This is a genomic window from Isoptericola sp. b408 (assembly GCF_030588085.1).
GTDB lineage: Bacteria > Actinomycetota > Actinomycetes > Actinomycetales > Cellulomonadaceae > Isoptericola > Isoptericola sediminis.
In genome coordinates, this window is record NZ_JAUQYQ010000002.1 from 585920 (window position 1) to 603101 (window position 17182).

The 17182-nt window shown below is 73.5% G+C and carries 12 protein-coding genes; all 12 read left to right on the top strand.

Going from position 1 to position 17182, the window contains the following annotated elements; all coding sequences use genetic code 11:
- Positions 1 to 33 precede the first annotated feature (33 nt).
- The 12 genes from Q6347_RS08420 to Q6347_RS08475 all read left to right on the top strand — a co-directional run bounded on the left by Q6347_RS08420 (position 34) and on the right by Q6347_RS08475 (position 17121).
- Positions 34 to 1932, top strand: coding sequence for an ABC transporter ATP-binding protein (locus Q6347_RS08420; protein WP_304607134.1), 1899 nt, complete (start codon positions 34 to 36; stop codon positions 1930 to 1932).
- A complete protein-coding gene (locus Q6347_RS08425; protein WP_304604027.1) occupies positions 1929 to 3728 on the top strand; it encodes an ABC transporter ATP-binding protein in 1800 nt (599 codons plus the stop codon). The genes Q6347_RS08420 and Q6347_RS08425 overlap by 4 nt, the downstream gene beginning before the upstream one ends.
- A gap of 43 nt (positions 3729 to 3771) precedes the next feature.
- Entirely contained in the window at positions 3772 to 4167 is a 396-nt protein-coding gene (gene hisI, locus Q6347_RS08430; RefSeq protein ID WP_304607135.1) for a phosphoribosyl-AMP cyclohydrolase, read from the top strand.
- Positions 4164 to 5765 carry an anthranilate synthase component I gene (locus Q6347_RS08435; protein ID WP_304607136.1) on the top strand — a complete coding sequence of 534 codons (1602 nt, stop codon included), beginning with the start codon at positions 4164 to 4166 and terminating at the stop codon, positions 5763 to 5765. The genes hisI and Q6347_RS08435 overlap by 4 nt, the downstream gene beginning before the upstream one ends.
- Positions 5762 to 6361, top strand: a complete 600-nt coding sequence (locus Q6347_RS08440; RefSeq protein WP_304604025.1) for a Trp biosynthesis-associated membrane protein — start codon at positions 5762 to 5764, stop codon at positions 6359 to 6361. The genes Q6347_RS08435 and Q6347_RS08440 overlap by 4 nt, the downstream gene beginning before the upstream one ends.
- A gap of 40 nt (positions 6362 to 6401) precedes the next feature.
- Positions 6402 to 6680 carry an HGxxPAAW family protein gene (locus Q6347_RS08445; RefSeq protein ID WP_304604024.1) on the top strand — a complete coding sequence of 93 codons (279 nt, stop codon included), beginning with the start codon at positions 6402 to 6404 and terminating at the stop codon, positions 6678 to 6680.
- Positions 6681 to 6917: 237 nt separating this feature from the next.
- Positions 6918 to 7742 (top strand): indole-3-glycerol phosphate synthase TrpC, encoded by an 825-nt coding sequence (gene trpC / locus Q6347_RS08450; protein WP_171248296.1) that lies wholly within the window; start codon positions 6918 to 6920, stop codon positions 7740 to 7742.
- A 98-nt stretch (positions 7743 to 7840) separates the two neighbouring features.
- Positions 7841 to 9109: a tryptophan synthase subunit beta gene (gene trpB / locus Q6347_RS08455; RefSeq protein WP_216077834.1), complete on the top strand. Its 1269-nt coding sequence runs from the start codon at positions 7841 to 7843 to the stop codon at positions 9107 to 9109.
- Positions 9106 to 9951 (top strand): tryptophan synthase subunit alpha, encoded by an 846-nt coding sequence (gene trpA, locus Q6347_RS08460; RefSeq protein ID WP_304604023.1) that lies wholly within the window; start codon positions 9106 to 9108, stop codon positions 9949 to 9951. The genes trpB and trpA overlap by 4 nt, the downstream gene beginning before the upstream one ends.
- Entirely contained in the window at positions 9948 to 10970 is a 1023-nt protein-coding gene (lgt, locus tag Q6347_RS08465) for a prolipoprotein diacylglyceryl transferase (RefSeq protein WP_304604022.1), read from the top strand. The genes trpA and lgt overlap by 4 nt, the downstream gene beginning before the upstream one ends.
- 123 nt (positions 10971 to 11093) lie before the next feature.
- Positions 11094 to 15662 carry a glutamate synthase large subunit gene (gltB, locus tag Q6347_RS08470; RefSeq protein WP_304604021.1) on the top strand — a complete coding sequence of 1523 codons (4569 nt, stop codon included), beginning with the start codon at positions 11094 to 11096 and terminating at the stop codon, positions 15660 to 15662.
- Positions 15655 to 17121 carry a glutamate synthase subunit beta gene (locus Q6347_RS08475; protein ID WP_304604020.1) on the top strand — a complete coding sequence of 489 codons (1467 nt, stop codon included), beginning with the start codon at positions 15655 to 15657 and terminating at the stop codon, positions 17119 to 17121. The genes gltB and Q6347_RS08475 overlap by 8 nt, the downstream gene beginning before the upstream one ends.
- Positions 17122 to 17182 lie beyond the last annotated feature (61 nt).

Sequence of the window (17182 nt, forward strand, 5' to 3'; positions counted from 1 at the left end):
CTCTGATCCCCGAGACACCTGTGAGGTCCCGTCGTGCCCGAACCCGCCCGCCCGGCGACCCTGACCGGGTCGCGGCTGCGCCGCAGCGTCCTGCTGCTGTGGCGAGGTCTGCGTGCCGAACCACGGCTCTTCACGGGCGCCGTGGTCGCCTCGGCGCTGTTCGGCGCCGCGACGGTCGCCGTGAGCCGCGCCGTGGGCTGGGCGACCGACGCCGTCGTCGTGCCCGCGCTGTCGGGCGACGCCGCGGCGCGCGCGGACATCTGGCTCGCCGGGGGAGTGCTCGCCCTGGTCGCCCTGACGCTCGCGCTGTCCGTGGCCGGCCGGCGGATCTGGGCCGGCTGGGGCAACGTCGGCCTGCAGGCCCAGCACCGGCGCGGGGTGACCCGCCAGTACCTGCGCCTGCCGATGTCGTGGCACCGGGCGCACCCGGCGGGCCAGCTGCTGTCCAACGCCAGCGCCGACGTCGAGGCCGCCACCGGGGTGTTCAACCCGCTGCCCTTCGCCCTCGGCGTGGTCGTGATGATCGCCGTCGCGACGGTGATGCTCTTCGTCATCGATCCCTGGCTCGCCCTCGCGGCACTGGTGGTGATCCCGGCCGCCGTCGCCGCCAACCTGGTCTTCCAGCGGTACATGGCCCCGGCCGCGACCCGCGCCCAGCAGCTGCGGGCGGAGGTCGCGGACGTGGCGCACGAGTCCTTCGAGGCGGCGCTGCTGGTGAAGTCGCTCGGCACGGCCGACCGCGAGGAGCGGCGTTTCGCCCGGACGACCGACGACCTGCGCACCGCCAACGTCCGCGTCGGCGTCGTGCGTGCGGTCTTCGACCCGGTCATCGAGCTGCTGCCCAACCTCGGCACGCTGCTCGTCCTCGGCGTCGGGGCCTCCCGCGCCGCGGCCGGTGCCGTCGACGTCGGCGACGTGGTCACCGCGGCGTACCTGCTCACCATCATGGCCGTGCCCGTCCGGGCCTTCGGCTGGGTGCTCGGCGAGATCCCGCGCGCCCTGGTGGGCTACGACCGCATCACCCGCGTGCTCGACGCGCGGGGCGAGCTGACGCCCGGCACCGGGCGGCTCCCGGCCGGGGAGGCCGGCCTCGCGGTCCGCCTCGAGGGCGTCGGGGTCGACGTGCCGGCCGCCGGCCGCACCGCCCGGCTGCTCGACGACGTCACCCTCGACATCCCCGCCGGCACCACCGTCGCCGTGGTGGGCGCCACCGGTGCGGGCAAGACCACGCTGGTCTCGCTGCTCAGCCGGCTCAGCGACCCCGCGCGCGGGACCGTGCTGCTGGACGGCACCGACCTGCGCGGGGTCGCCGACGGCGAGATCCCGGCCCAGGTGTCCCTCGTCGCGCAGCAGACGTTCGTCTTCGAGGACACCGTGCGCGCCAACGTCACCCTCGCCGACGAGGTCACCCCCGAGATCGACGCCGCCGTGTGGGACGCCCTCGCGCTGGCCCGGGTCGACGACGTCGTGCGGGCCCTGCCGGACGGCCTCGACGCCCGTCTGGGCGAGCGGGGAGCGAACCTGTCCGGGGGCCAGCGGCAGCGGCTCGCCATCGCCCGGGCGCTCGTGCGGCGTCCCCGGCTGCTCGTGCTCGACGACGCCACCAGCGCCGTCGACCCCCGCGTCGAGCAGCAGATCCTCGCCGGGCTGGCCGCGCGCTCCGACGACGGCCGGCGCGCCACGACCGTCGTCATGGTCGCCTACCGGATGTCCTCGGTGGCGATGGCCGACCTGGTGGTCCACCTCGACGGCGGGCGTGTCGTGGACGTCGGCACCCACGACGCGCTGCTGGCGCGTGACCCGGGCTACCGCGAGCTCGCCACCGCCTACGAGGTCGAGACCGCCCGCCGCGAGCGCGAGCTGGCGGACGAGCGGGCCGCCGGCGAGGACGTGCCCGAACCCTGGGAGACCGAGACGGAGGAGGTCCGATGAGCGACTCGCGCATCGCGTCGGCCAGCGAGCTGGGCGTGCTCGCCACGCTGCGCCGGGGGCTGGAGATCTCCCCGCAGATCGTCCAGGGGCTGTGGGTCACGCTCGCGCTGGCCGTCCTGGCGGCGGCCGGACGGGTCGTGGTGCCGCTGGCGGTCCAGCGCACCGTCGACGACGGCATCCTCGCCGACGGCGGCCCGGACGCCTCGCAGGTCCTGACGCTGACCCTGCTGGCCGCCGGGGCGATCGTCGTGGCCGGGCTGTGCACCGCCGTGGTGAACGTGCGGCTGTTCCGCCGGACGGAGGCCGGGCTGGCGACGCTGCGGGTACGTGCCTTCCGGCACGTGCACGACCTGTCCACGCTCTCGCAGGGCTCGGAGCGTCGGGGTGCCCTCGTCTCGCGGGTCACCACCGACGTCGACCAGATCTCCCACTTCGTGCAGTGGGGCGGCATCATGCTGCTCGTCTCCACGCTCCAGATCGCGGTCGCCACCGCCCTCATGGCGGTCTACTCCCCGGCGCTGACCGCCGTGGTCTGGCTGTGCTTCGTGCCGCTGTTCGTCATCCTGCGGTACGCCCAGCGGTCGGTGGGGCGGGCGTTCGGGCGCTCGCGCGAGAAGGTCGGCGCCATGCTCGCCGCCGTCTCCGAGTCCGTCGTCGGCGCCGAGACCGTCCGCGCCTACGGCGTCGAGGCCCGCACGGGTCGGCGCATCGACGCCGCCATCGACGAGGCGCGGCGGACCCAGGGCCGGGCTCTGCTGCTGGTGGCCAGCGTGTTCTCCTCGGGCACCTTCATGGCGACCCTGGTGCTCGCCGTCGTCGTGGTCGTCGGCTCCTACCTCGGCATCGGCGGGGGACTGACGGCCGGGCAGCTCGTCGCGTTCCTGTTCCTGGTCCAGCTCTTCACCGGGCCGGTGCAGATGGCCACGGAGATCCTCAACGAGCTCCAGAACGCCGTGGCCGGCTGGCGGCGGGTGCTGGCGGTCGTCGAGACGCCGCTGGACGTCGTCGACGCCGGGGCCGACGGGGTGGACAGCCCCCGCGGGGACGCCCACGTGGCGCTGCGCGGCGTGCGGTACGCCTACCCGGACGGGCCCGAGGTCCTGCACGGCGTGGACCTGGAGCTGCCCGCGCGGCGCAAGGTCGCCGTGGTCGGGCAGACCGGCTCGGGCAAGACGACCATCGCCAAGCTGGTCGCCCGCCTCATGGACCCCACGGACGGCCGGGTCGAGCTCGACGGCGTGGACCTGCGGCGCATCCCGCTGGCACGGCTGCGCGAGCGCGTGGTCCTCGTGCCGCAGGAGGGTTTCCTGTTCGACGGCACGGTGCTGAGCAACGTCGCCTACGGGTTGCCCGAGGCCGCCCCCGAGGACCCGGAGGTGCGTGCCCGCGTCGCCGCCGCGTTCGAGGCGCTGGGGCTGACGGACTGGGTCGCCGGTCTCCCCGCCGGGCTGGACACGGACGTGGGCCAGCGCGGCGAGGCCCTGTCCGCGGGGGAGCGGCAGCTCGTCGCCGTCGCCCGCGCCTACCTGGCGGCGCCCGACCTGCTCGTGCTCGACGAGGCGACGTCCGCGGTCGACCCGGCCACGGAGGTGCGCATCGCGCGGGCGCTGGACGCCCTGACGTCGGGCCGCTCGACGATCACGATCGCCCACCGGCTGTCCACGGCCGAGGCCAGCGACCTCGTCGTGGTCGTCGACGACGGGCACGTGGTCGAGGTCGGGCCGCACGAGGAGCTGGCGGCGGCCGGGGGCGTGTACGCCCGCATGCACGCCTCGTGGGTGGCCCAGACCCGCTGAGACGCGGCCCCGTCCGGCGCCCTCGACGTGAAAGGATGCTGGCGTGCACAACCAGGACTCCCTCGACCCCGCCGTGGCCGCCCGCCTCAAGCGCGACGAGCAGGGGCTCGTCGCCGCCGTCGTGCAGCAGCACGACACCCTCGAGGTGCTGATGCTCGGCTGGATGGACGACGAGGCCCTGCACCGCACGCTCACGACGGGCCGGGTGACGTTCTGGAGCCGCTCCCGCGGGGAGTACTGGCGCAAGGGCGACACCTCGGGCCACCGGCAGTACGTGCGGTCGGTCGCGCTCGACTGCGACGGCGACACCCTGCTCGTCCGTGTCGACCAGGTCGGTGCCGCCTGCCACACGGGCACGCGCACCTGCTTCGAGGCCGGCGGCGAGCTGCCCACCGTCGTCGGCCACCGTCCCGACGAGACCGCCGAGGAGACCCGGTGACGACCTCTGCCTCCCCCTCCGCCCAGGCTCCCGCCGTCGCGCCGACGGCCGACGAGCTCACCTGGGGTGCCACGTGGCCGGGGCTGGGCGCCTTCCGCGAGCTGGCGCGGGACCGCCGCGTCATCCCGGTGGTGCGTCGCGTCCTGGCCGACGACGTGACGCCGGTCGGGCTGTACCGCACGCTGGCGCAGGACCGGCCCGGCACGTTCGTCCTGGAGTCCGCCGAGGCCGGCGGCGCGTGGGCCCGCTGGTCGTTCGTCGGGGTGCGCTCGCGGGCGACCCTGCTGTCGGACGGCGGCCGCGCCGTCTGGCACGGCGACGTCCCGGCCGGGATCCCGACCGAGGGTGATGTCCTGGAGGTGCTCGAGGCCGCGCTGCAGGCGTTGCGCACGGAGCCGATCGACGGGCTGCCGCCCCTGACCGGCGGGTTCGTCGGGGCGATGGGCTGGGACGTGGTCCGGCACTGGGAGCCGACGCTGCCCGCCGAGGCCCCGGACGAGCTCGACGTGCCGGAGGTCGCGCTGTCCCTGGCGACCGACCTGGTGGCCGTCGACCACCACTCCGGTGCGGTGTGGCTCATCGCCAACGCGATCAACGCCGACGGCACCGACGAGCGGGTGGACGAGGCGCACGCCGACGCGGTGTCGCGGCTGGACCGGCTCGCGGCGGGTCTCGCGGAGCCGACGACGCCGGTGCGCACCGTCGTGGACCCGGACGTCGCGGGCCCCGAGCTGGAGTTCCGGTCCACCCGGGACGAGTTCGAGGACGCCGTCCGGGCCGGCAAGGAGGCGATCCGCGAGGGCGAGGTCTTCCAGGTCGTGCTCTCGCAGCGGCTCGACCTCGACTGCCCGGCCGCGCCGCTCGACGTCTACCGGGCGCTGCGGACCATCAACCCCAGCCCGTACATGTACTACTTCCAGCTCCGTGACCACCGCGAGCGGGACTTCGCCGTCGTCGGTTCCAGCCCCGAGACGCTGGTGAAGGTCGACGCGGGCCACGTGACGACGTATCCGATCGCCGGGTCCCGGCCGCGCGGGGCGACGGTCGAGGAGGACGTCGCCCTGGCCGAGGAGCTCATCGCCGATCCCAAGGAGCGCGCCGAGCACCTGATGCTCGTGGACCTGTCCCGCAACGACCTGGTCAAGGTGTGCGAGCCCACGAGCGTCGAGGTCGTGGAGTTCATGGTCACGCGCCGGTTCAGCCACATCATGCACCTGTGCTCGACCGTCGTGGGGCGCCTCCGCCCCGGGGCGACCGCGCTGGAGACGTTCAGGGCGACCTTCCCGGCGGGGACGCTGTCCGGGGCGCCCAAGCCACGGGCGATCGCGCTGATCGACGAGCTCGAACCCGCCTCGCGCGGGATCTACGGCGGGACCTGCGGGTACCTGGACTTCGGCGGCAACATGGACATGGCCATCGCGATCCGGACGGCGTTCCTGCGGGAGGGCCGGGCGTCGGTCCAGGCCGGCGGGGGCATCGTCGCCGACTCGGTGCCCGCCCTGGAGTACGCCGAGTCGCGCAACAAGGCGGCCGCCGCGGTGCGCGCCGTGCAGCTCGCGGCACAGTTCGCGGACCTCTCCGCCGGGCGGGCGTCATGATCCGGTCGCGCGGCCGGGCGGTCGCGCTGCTGCTGCTGCTCGGCGCGGCGACGTTCGGGGTCTCGGCGCCGGTGTGGCTGCGCACCACGGTGGCGACGGCGCTGCAGCCGGAGGTGACCGTCGAGGTCGCCGGCACCTCGGCGGCACCGGTGGTGAGCGCCGCCGCGTTCGTCACCGTGGCGTGCGCCCTGGCGACGACCCTGGCCGGTCGCGTCGCGCGCCGGGTGGCGCTGGTCGTGGCGGTGCTGGCGGGACTGGCCGTCGTCGGCGGGACGGCGGCCGTCCTGCGCGACCCGGTCGGGCCCGCCGTGACGGCCGCCGCCGACGCGGCCGGGGTGACCGAGCTCACGGCGCCCGTGTCGCTGACGCCCTGGCCCTGGCTGGCGGTCGTCGCCGGTGCGGGCATCGCCGTCGTGGCCGTGCTCGGCCTGGTCGGCGCCGGTTCCTGGCCGGCCACCGGGGGTCGGCACGAACGTGCGGGCGGCCCCGTCGCGACCGCCGGTGGCGAGGAGCCCCGGACGGACGACGACGCCGCCGACGCGCAGGCGGACTGGGACGCGCTCTCCCGCGGCACCGACCCGTCCTCCGACCGGTAGTCTGATCCCTGAACTTCGTGACGAAAGGCTGTCCCCACCCATGACCGACCACCGCACCGCTGAGCCGACGTACCTGCCGGAAGCGGTCCCGCCCACCAATCACGGTCACACCCTGGCCGCGTGGACCGCGATGACCGGCGTCATCCTCGGTGCGCTGCTGGCCTCGCTCGGCTGCCTGCCGGGCGTGCCCTTCGCGCTCTTCTGGGTCGGGATGGGCGTCGTGGTCGTGTCCTGCCTGGTCGGTCTGGTCATGCGCAACATGGGCTACGGACAGCCCCGACAGGGCGCCCGGACGCAGGAAGAGCCGGCCTCGAGCTGACCCGTCCCCGACCGCCACGACGGCGCCCCGACCCCCTCCCGGGTCCGGGCGCCGTCGTCGTTCCCGGGGGCGTCGGCGTCCCGGCGCCGCGCGTCACGAGGAGATAACGATGTGGCCTCCGGGCCGCCGGGAGCAGCGTGAGGGTGCCGTCGGGGCGTCTCGCCCAGCGGTCGGTGGTCCTGACCACCGCGTGACCGGCCTACCATGGCAAGGAACACATCCGGGGGAGGGGAAAGCATGACAGTCCTGGAGGACATCGTCGCCGGGGTCCGGGCGGACCTCGCGGACCGTCAGGCACGGACCTCGCTCGCGGAGCTCAAGCAGCGCGCTGCACGGGTTCCCGGGGCCCTGGAGTGCTGCGCGATGCTTCGCTCCGAGGACCGCGTCGCCGTGATCGCCGAGGTCAAGCGGTCGAGCCCCTCCAAGGGCGACCTGGCCCCCATCAGCGACCCGGCGGCCCTGGCCGAGGAGTACGCCGCCGGCGGCGCCAGCGTGATCTCGGTGCTGACCGAGCAGCGCCGGTTCGGCGGCAGCCTCGCCGACCTGGACGCCGTGCGTGCGACCGTCGACGTGCCCGTGCTGCGCAAGGACTTCGTCGTCACCCCGTACCAGGTCTGGGAGGCCCGGGCCCACGGCGCCGACCTGGTGCTGCTGATCGTCGCGGCCCTGGAGCAGACCGTGCTCACGTCGCTGATCGAACGCGTCCACTCCCTGGGCATGACCGCTCTGGTCGAGGTGCACACCGCCGACGAGGTGCACCGTGCCCTCGACGCCGGTGCCCGCGTGATCGGCGTCAACGCCCGGGACCTCAAGACCCTCGAGGTGCGCCGGGACACGTTCGCCCAGCTCGCACCGCTGATCCCCGACGACGTCGTCCGCGTCGCCGAGTCCGGCGTCCGGGGCCCGCACGACGTCATGGAGTACGCGCGGTCCGGTGCGCACGCCGTGCTGGTGGGGGAGGCCCTGGTGACCGACGGCGAACCGCGCCGGTCCGTCGCCGACCTCGTCGCCGCCGGGCAGCACCCCTCGCTGTGGTCGGTACGCCCCGCCGTCCAGCCCTGAGGGCCGGCCGCCCACCCCGCACCCGACCCACCGCCCGTCCCGTCCGTCATGAAGGAGCGCCTGTGCCCGAGCAGTCCGACCAGCCCGTGCGCGACGCGCTGACCGAGACCCTGGCCGACCAGGACGCCGGTCGGCTCGCCGACGTCCACGGCCCGTACTTCGGCGAGTTCGGCGGCCGCTACGTCCCCGAGGCCCTGATCGCCGCCCTCGACGAGCTGGAGGCCGAGTTCCGCAAGGCGCAGCAGGACCCCGGGTTCGCGGCGGACCTGAGCCGTCTGCACCGCGAGTACACCGGCCGTCCGTCGCCGCTGACCGAGGTGCCGCGCTTCGCCGAGCACGCCGGCGGTGACGCCGTGCGCGTGTTCCTCAAGCGGGAGGACCTGAACCACACCGGCTCGCACAAGATCAACAACGTGCTCGGCCAGGCGCTGCTGGTCAAGCGCATGGGCAAGTCCCGGGTGATCGCCGAGACGGGTGCCGGCCAGCACGGCGTCGCGACCGCGACGGCCGCGGCCCTCATGGGCCTGGAGTGCGTCGTCTACATGGGCGAGGAGGACACGCGGCGCCAGGCGCTCAACGTGGCGCGGATGGAGCTGCTGGGCGCGACCGTCGTCCCGGTCGCCCTCGGCACCCGGACCCTCAAGGACGCCATCAACGAGGCCCTGCGCGACTGGGTCACCAACGTCGACTCGACGCACTACCTGCTCGGGACCGTCACCGGGCCGCACCCGTTCCCCGAGATGGTGCGCGAGTTCCACCGCATCATCGGCACCGAGGCGCGCGAGCAGGTGCTCGAGCGCGTCGGGAGGCTGCCGGACGCCGTGGCGGCCTGCGTCGGCGGCGGCTCGAACGCCCTGGGGATCTTCAACGCCTTCCTGGACGACGACGGCGTCGCGCTCTACGGGTTCGAGGCCGGCGGCGAGGGCATCGAGTCCGGTCGGCACGCGGCCCGGTTCTCCGGTGGTGCGCCGGGGGTGCTGCACGGGGCGCGCTCGTACCTGCTGCAGGACGACGACGGCCAGACGCGCCCGAGCCACTCCGTCTCGGCGGGCCTGGACTATCCCAGCGTCGGCCCGGCGCACTCGTGGCTGCACGACATCGGCCGGGCGACCTACGAACCCGTGACCGACGACGAGGCGATGGAGGCGTTCCGCCTGCTGTGCCGGACCGAGGGCATCATCCCCGCGATCGAGTCCGCGCACGCCCTCGCCGGCGTGCTGAGGGTCGGCCGCCGGATGGCCGACGCCGGCCTGCGGGACCAGGTGATCCTGGTGAACCTCTCCGGACGGGGGGACAAGGACGTGGCCACGGCGGCGCGCTGGTTCGGCCTGCTGCACGAGGAGCCGGCGACCGAGGGGGACCAGTGACCGGAACCGTGACGACGTCGGCGACGGCGGCCCGCCTCGACGCGCTGCGCGCGCAGGGTCGGCCCGCCCTGGTGGGCTACCTGCCCGTCGGCTACCCCGACGTGGAGCGCTCGGTGGAGGCCGTGACGACCATGGTCGACGCCGGGGTGGACGTCGTGGAGATCGGGGTGCCCTACTCGGACCCGGTCATGGACGGCCCGGTGATCCAGGAGGCCGCCGAGGCGGCCCTGCGCGGCGGTGCCCGGGTGCGGGACGTGCTGCGTGTCGTGGAGGCCGTGGCGGAGCGTTCCGGCGGTCAGGTCCCGGCGCTGGTGATGTCGTACTACAACCCGGTGCTGCGCTACGGCGTGGCCGCGTTCGCCCGGGACCTCGCGGCCGCGGGCGGCGCCGGCATGATCACGCCGGACCTCATCCCCGACGAGGGGGACGCCTGGAACGCCGCCGCGGACGAGCACGGCCTGGACAAGGTCTACCTCGTCGCGCCGAGCTCGACCCCGGAACGCCTGCGGCTGACGGCGAAGGCCTCGCGCGGGTTCGTCTACGCCGCCTCGACGATGGGCGTCACGGGTGCGCGCGCCTCGGTGGGTCGCCGGGCCGAGCAGCTCGTGGCCGACACCCGTGCCGCCGGGGCGTCCCACGTGTGCGTGGGCCTGGGCGTCTCGACCGGCGACCAGGCCGCCGAGGTGGGGCGCTACGCCGACGGCGTGATCGTCGGCTCGGCCTTCGTCCGGACCCTGCTGGGCGAGGAGCCCTGGTCCGACCGTCTGACCGCGCTGGCCGAGGTCACGCGTGACCTGGCCGACGGCGTGGCCCGCGCCCGCACCGGCGGGGGTGACGCATGACCGTCGACCGTCTCGTGACCGCGATCCCGAGCCCGCCCGAGCACACGTGGTACCTGGGACCGTTGCCGTTGCGCGCCTACGCGCTGGCGATCCTGGCCGGCATCGTCGTGGCCGTCTGGATGACCATGCGCCGGTGGAAGGACCGGGGTGGCGACCCCGACGACGTGCTGGAGATCGCCTTCTGGGCCGTTCCCTTCGGCATCATCGGCGGCCGGATCTACCACGTCATCTCCTCGCCCGACGCGTACTGGGGGGAGAACGGCGACCCCGTCCGGGCGCTCTACATCTGGGAGGGCGGTCTGGGCATCTGGGGCGCCGTCGCGCTCGGGGCCGTCGGTGCGTGGATCGGCTGCCGCCGCCAGGGAGTGCGACTGAGCACGTTCGCCGACGCCCTGGCCCCCGGCCTGCTCGTCGCCCAGGCGATCGGGCGCCTCGGCAACTGGTTCAACCAGGAGCTCTTCGGCGCCCCGACCGAGCTGCCCTGGGGGCTCGAGATCGACGCGGAGTACCTCCCGGTCGACCCGGCCACCGGGGTGGAGTACGCCGCCGGAACCCTGTTCCACCCGACCTTCCTCTACGAGATGCTGTGGAACCTGGCGGCCGCCGCGCTTCTCATCTGGCTCGACCGCCGGTACAGACTCGGTCATGGGAGGGTATTCTGGGCCTACGTCGCGATCTACACCCTCGGTAGGGTGTGGATCGAGATGCTCCGCATCGACACCGCCGAGATGGTGCTCGGGCTGCGGCTGAACGTGTGGACGTCGATCATCGTCGGCCTGGGTGCCGTCGTCGCGTTCGTCGTCATCGGTCGGCTGCGTCCCGGTCGCGAGGACGGTGTCGCCCTGCCCGGTCGTGAGGACGGCGAACGGCAGGTCACCGATGCACCGACCGAGACCGACGACGCTCCCTCGGGGACGGACGAGTCCGCCCCGGACGAGGAGGTCACCGAGACGACAGGTACGACCGACCAGGACGCGTCGGCGGCCGGGACCGACCAGGACCCGGCCCCACGCACCTAGGGCGGCGCCGGCAGGGGAACCACCCCGGCCGGTCCCGCCCAGCAGTCCCTACGGGCCAACGACGTCCCGTCCCATCCATGCACGAGACGCGCCCGCGTGCGGGCGCACAGGAGGACGGTGTTGATGACCACGCCGCAGCACTGGGTCGCGCCCCCCGAGGCGCAGGGCCTCTACGACCCGGCGACCGAGCACGACGCCTGTGGTGTCGCGTTCGTCGCGACCCTGCGAGGAACCCCCGGCCGCGACATCGTCGACGCCGGTCTCACCGCCCTGCTCAACCTCGACCACCGCGGAGCGGTCGGTGCCGAGGAGAACAGCGGTGACGGCGCCGGCATCCTGACCCAGATCCCGGACGCGTTCCTGCGCGACGTCGTGGACGCCGAGCTGCCCCCGGCGGGCCGGTACGCGATCGGGATGGCCTTCCTGCCCCGCGACGCCGAGGCGGCGGACGCGATGGCCCACCGCTTCGAGGCGATCGCCGCCGAGGAGAAGCTCGACGTGCTCGCCTGGCGTGACGTCCCCGTCACGGCCGACCTCGTCGGGCCGACCGCCCGCGCCTCGATGCCGACGTTCCGTCAGGTGGTCGTCGCCGACCCGCAGCGCGAGCTGGCGGACCTCGAGCTCGACCGTCGCGCCTACCGGCTGCGCAAGCGTGCCGAGAACGAGCTCGAGCTCTTCCTCGCCTCGCTGTCGGCCCGCACCATCACCTACAAGGGCATGCTGACCACGGCGCAGCTCGAGCCCTTCTTCCCGGACCTGTCCGACCCGCGCTACGCCTCCGAGATCGCGCTGGTCCACTCCCGGTTCTCGACCAACACGTTCCCGTCGTGGCCGCTGGCGCAGCCCTTCCGCCTCGTGGCCCACAACGGCGAGATCAACACCGTGCGCGGCAACCGCAACTGGATGGCGGCCCGCGAGGGCCAGCTGGGCAGCGAGGCGCTGGGGGACCTGGACCCGCTGCTGCCGGTGTGCAGCCCGGGGTCCAGCGACTCGGCGAGCTTCGACGAGGTGCTGGAGCTGCTGCACCTGTCGGGCCGGTCGCTGCCGCACTCGGTGCTGATGATGATCCCCGAGGCGTGGGAGAACCACGACGAGATGGACCCCGCCCGGCGGGCGTTCTACCAGTACCACGCCAACCTCATCGAGCCGTGGGACGGTCCGGCCTGCCTGACCTTCACCGACGGCACGCTCATCGGCGCCGTGCTGGACCGCAACGGCCTGCGCCCGGGCCGTTTCTGGGTCACCGAGGACGGCCTCATCGTGCTGAGCTCCGAGGCGGGCGTGCTCGACCTCGACCCGGCCACCGTGGTCCGCAAGGGCCGGCTGGAGCCGGGCCGGATGTTCCTCGTGGACACCGCGCAGGGGCGGATCGTCGAGGACGACGAGATCAAGTCCCAGCTCGCCTCGCAGCGCCCCTACGGCGAGTGGATCGAGCAGAACTCGATCTCCCTGGACTCCCTGCCGGAGCGCGAGCACGTCGCGCACTCGCCGGCGTCCGTGCAGCGGCGCCAGCGCGCGTTCGGCTACACGTCCGAGGAGCTCAAGGTCATCCTGACCCCGATGGCCAACACGTCGGCGGAGCCGCTGGGCGCCATGGGCTCGGACACCCCGGTGGCGGTGCTGTCGAACCGGCCGCGCCTGCTGTTCGACTACTTCACGCAGATGTTCGCGCAGGTCACCAACCCGCCGTTGGACTCGATCCGCGAGCAGCTGGTGACCTCCATCGGCAGCGCCATCGGCCCGGAGCCGAACCTGCTCGACGACTCGCCGCTGCACGCCCGCAAGCTCGTGCTGCCGTTCCCCGTGCTCGACAACGACGAGCTGGCCAAGATCGTGCGCATCGAGCGCGACCCGCGGCTCGAGGGCGAGTTCCGGGCCGTCATCGTGCGGGGGCTCTACGACGTCTCGGGCGGTGGCCGCGCGCTGCAGGCCCGTCTCGAGGAGATCTTCGCCCAGGTCGACGCCGAGATCGAGGCGGGGGCGACGCACATCGTCCTGTCCGACCGCGACTCCGACGCCGAGCGGGCCCCGATCCCGTCGCTGCTGCTCACCTCCGCGGTGCACCACCACCTGCTGCGCCGGCACACCCGCACCCAGATCTCGCTGGTCGTCGAGGCCGGCGACGTGCGCGAGGTCCACCACGTGGCGCTGCTCATCGGCTACGGCGCCGCCGCGATCAACCCGTACCTGGCCATGGAGACCGTGGAGGACCTCGCCCGGCGCGGCTACCTGCAGGTGACGCCCGAGGCCGCCGTGCGCAACCTCATCACGGCGCTCGGCAAGGGTGTGCTCAAGGTGATGTCCAAGATGGGCATCTCGACGATCATGTCCTACCGCGGGGCGCAGGTCTTCGAGGCCGTGGGCCTGTCCCACGAGCTCGTCGAGGACTACTTCACCGGCACGACCAGCCGCCTGGCCGGCATCGGGCTCGACGTGATCGCGGCCGAGACCGCGGCGCGCCACGCCGAGGCCTACCCCGCCTCGGGGAACCACACGCCGCACCAGCGACTGACCACCGGCGGCGAGTACCAGTGGCGCCGCGACGGCGAGGAGCACCTCTTCGACCCGGAGACGGTGTTCCGGTTGCAGCACGCGACCCGGACGGGCCGGATGGACATCTTCCGCCAGTACACCCAACGGGTGGACGAGCAGTCCGAGCGGCTCATGACGCTGCGCGGTCTGCTGGAGTTCACCGGTGACCGCGAGCCCGTGCCGATCGACGAGGTCGAGCCGGTCAGCGAGATCGTCAAGCGGTTCAACACCGGTGCGATGTCCTACGGCGCCATCAGCCAGGAGATGCACGAGACCCTGGCGATCGCGATGAACCAGCTCGGCGGGCGGTCGAACTCGGGCGAGGGCGGCGAGGACACCGAGCGGCTGTACGACCCGGAGCGCCGCTCCCGCGTCAAGCAGATCGCCTCGGGCCGGTTCGGCGTCACCAGCGAGTACCTCACGCAGGCTGACGACATCCAGCTCAAGCTGGCCCAGGGCGCCAAGCCCGGCGAGGGTGGGCAGCTCCCGGGGCCCAAGGTGTACCCGTGGGTGGCCAAGACCCGGCACTCGACGCCCGGCGTCGGACTGATCTCGCCGCCGCCGCACCACGACATCTACTCCATCGAGGACCTGGCGCAGCTGATCCACGACGCCAAGAACGCCAACCCGAGCGCGCGGGTGCACGTCAAGCTCGTCTCCGAGTTCGGCGTCGGCACCGTGGCCACGGGCGTGTCCAAGGCGCACGCGGACGTCGTGCTGATCTCCGGGCACGACGGCGGTACGGGCGCGAGCCCGCTGACCTCGCTCAAGCACGCGGGGACGCCGTGGGAGATCGGCCTGGCCGAGACCCAGCAGACGCTCGTGCTGAACAACCTGCGCGACCGCATCACGGTGCAGGTGGACGGCCAGATGAAGACCGGCCGCGACGTCGTCGTGGCGGCGCTGCTGGGCGCCGAGGAGTTCGGCTTCGCGACGGCCCCGATGGTCGTGTCGGGCTGCATCATGATGCGCGTCTGCCACCTGGACACCTGCCCGGTCGGCGTCGCGACGCAGAACCCCGAGCTGCGCCGCCGGTTCACCGGCAAGGCGGAGTTCGTCGTGAACTTCTTCGAGTACATCGCCCAGGAGGTGCGTGAGCACCTGGCCGCCCTCGGATTCCGGTCCGTCGAGGAGGCCGTGGGCCAGGTCCAGCGCCTGGACACGCGCCGCGTGATCGACCACTGGAAGGCGCAGGGCCTGGACCTGGGACCGGTGCTGGAGCGTGTCGAGCCCGTGGAGGGTTCCTCCCTGCACCGCACCCACGACCAGGACCACGGTCTGGACAAGGCGCTGGACCAGCAGCTGATCGCCCAGGCGCAGCCCGCGCTGGAGGACGGCCGGCCGGTGCGGATCGAGCTGCCGGTGCGGAACGTGAACCGCACGGTCGGCACGATGCTCGGTCACGAGGTGACCAAGCGCTACCACGGCGACGGACTGCCCGACGGCACGATCGACGTCACCCTCACCGGGTCCGCCGGGCAGTCGTTCGGCGCGTTCGTGCCGCGCGGTGTGACCCTGCGCCTGTACGGCGACGCGAACGACTACGTCGGCAAGGGCCTCTCCGGCGGTCTGCTGGTCGTCCGCCCGGACAAGGCCGCCGTGCTCGAGGGTGCGGCGAACGTCATCGCCGGCAACGTCATCGGCTACGGCGCCACCTCGGGCGAGATCTACCTGCGCGGTCGGGTGGGCGAGCGCTTCGGCGTGCGCAACTCGGGGGCGTCGCTCGTCGTCGAGGGCGTGGGCGACCACGGGTGCGAGTACATGACGGGCGGTGAGGTGCTCGTGCTGGGCCCCACCGGCCGCAACTTCGGTGCCGGCATGTCCGGTGGCATGGCGTACGTGCTCGACCTGCGCGACGGGGCGATGAACGCCGCCGCCGTCGCCTCCGGAGAGCTCGTCGTCGGCGCGCTCTCGGACGAGGACTGGGAGCGGGTCTCGGTGCTGCTGCAGCGGCACCTCGACGAGACCGGCTCGCCGGTCGCGGCCGAGCTCCTGGCCGACGAGGGCACGCGGGCCCGGTTCTCGCGCGTCCTCCCGCCCGGATGGGCCAACGTGCGCGTCGCGCTGGCCGAGGCCGAGTCGGCGGGGACGCCGCTCGGCGAGGGCGACGACTTCGACCCGACGCTGTGGGAGCGCATCATGGAGGTGGCTCGTGGCTGATCCCCGTGGATTCCTCAAGGTGCGGGAGCGAGAGCTCCCGCCGAGCAGGCCCGTCGAGGTCCGCCTGCGGGACTGGAAGGACACGCACGCGGTCCGCGAGGACGGCCAGCCGTTCCTCAAGGAGCAGGCCGGACGCTGCATGGACTGCGGCATCCCGTTCTGCCACCAGGGGTGCCCGCTGGGCAACCTCATCCCGGAGTGGAACGACCTCGTGCGCACCGACCAGTGGGCGGACGCGATCGAGCGGTTGCACGCGACGAACAACTTCCCGGAGTTCACCGGTCGTGTGTGCCCGGCGCCGTGCGAGACGAGCTGTGTGCTGGGCATCAACCAGCCGGCGGTGACCATCAAGAACATCGAGGTCTCGATCATCGACGAGGCCTTCGAGCGCGGGCTCGTGGTGCCGCAGGTGCCGCAGCGGCTGACTGGCAAGACCGTCGCCGTCGTCGGCTCGGGCCCGGCCGGTCTGGCCGCGGCCCAGCAGCTGACCCGGGCCGGGCACACCGTCGTGGTGTACGAGCGCGACGACGCCATCGGCGGACTGCTGCGCTACGGCATCCCGGACTTCAAGCTCGAGAAGTACCACATCGAGCGGCGCATGGAGCAGATGGAGGCCGAGGGAACCCGGTTCCGCGCCGGCGTCGAGATCGGCCGGGACCTCACCTGGGACGCGCTGCGCCGTCGGTTCGACTCCGTGGTCATCGCCACGGGGGCCACCGTCCCGCGCGACCTGGCGATCCCCGGCCGGGAGCTCGACGGGGTCGAGTACGCCATGGACTTCCTCACCCCGTCGAACAAGGCGGTGGCCGGCCACCCGGTGAAGGGTGCGCCGACGGCCGAGGGCAAGCACGTCGTGGTCATCGGCGGCGGTGACACCGGTTCCGACTGCGTCGGGACGTCGCTGCGCCAGGGCGCCGCGAGCGTGACGACCCTCGCGATCGGCAAGCAGCCGCCGACCGAGCGGCCCCCGCACCAGCCGTGGCCCACGGACCCGATCCTGTTCGAGGTCTCGAGCTCGCACGAGGAGGGCGGCGAGCGGCAGTTCCTGGCGTCCACCGTCGAGTTCCTCGGGGACGACCAGAAGGCGGTGCGGGCGCTCAAGGTCGCCGAGACGGAATACCTCGAGGACGGGCGACGGGTGCCGAAGCCGGGTACCGAGCACGAGATCCCGGCCGACCTGGTGCTCATCGCGATGGGCTTCACCGGTCCGGAGGTCGACGACCTGGTCGACCAGACGGGTGCGGAGACGACGTCGCGCGGTCTCGTGCAGCGCCGGGACGACTACGCGTCCTCGCTGCCGGGCGTGTTCGTGGCCGGCGACGCCGGCCGAGGGCAGTCGCTCATCGTGTGGGCGATCGCCGAGGGGCGGGCGGCGGCCGCGGCTGCCGACGCGTACCTGCAGGGAACCACGGAGCTGCCGGCCCCGGTGGGCCCCCGCACCGTCGCCCTGAGAGGATGACAACGGATCCGGGCGCCGCCGTGGCGCCCGGGCACGCCCCGGCAGGCGCGGGGCGGTACGA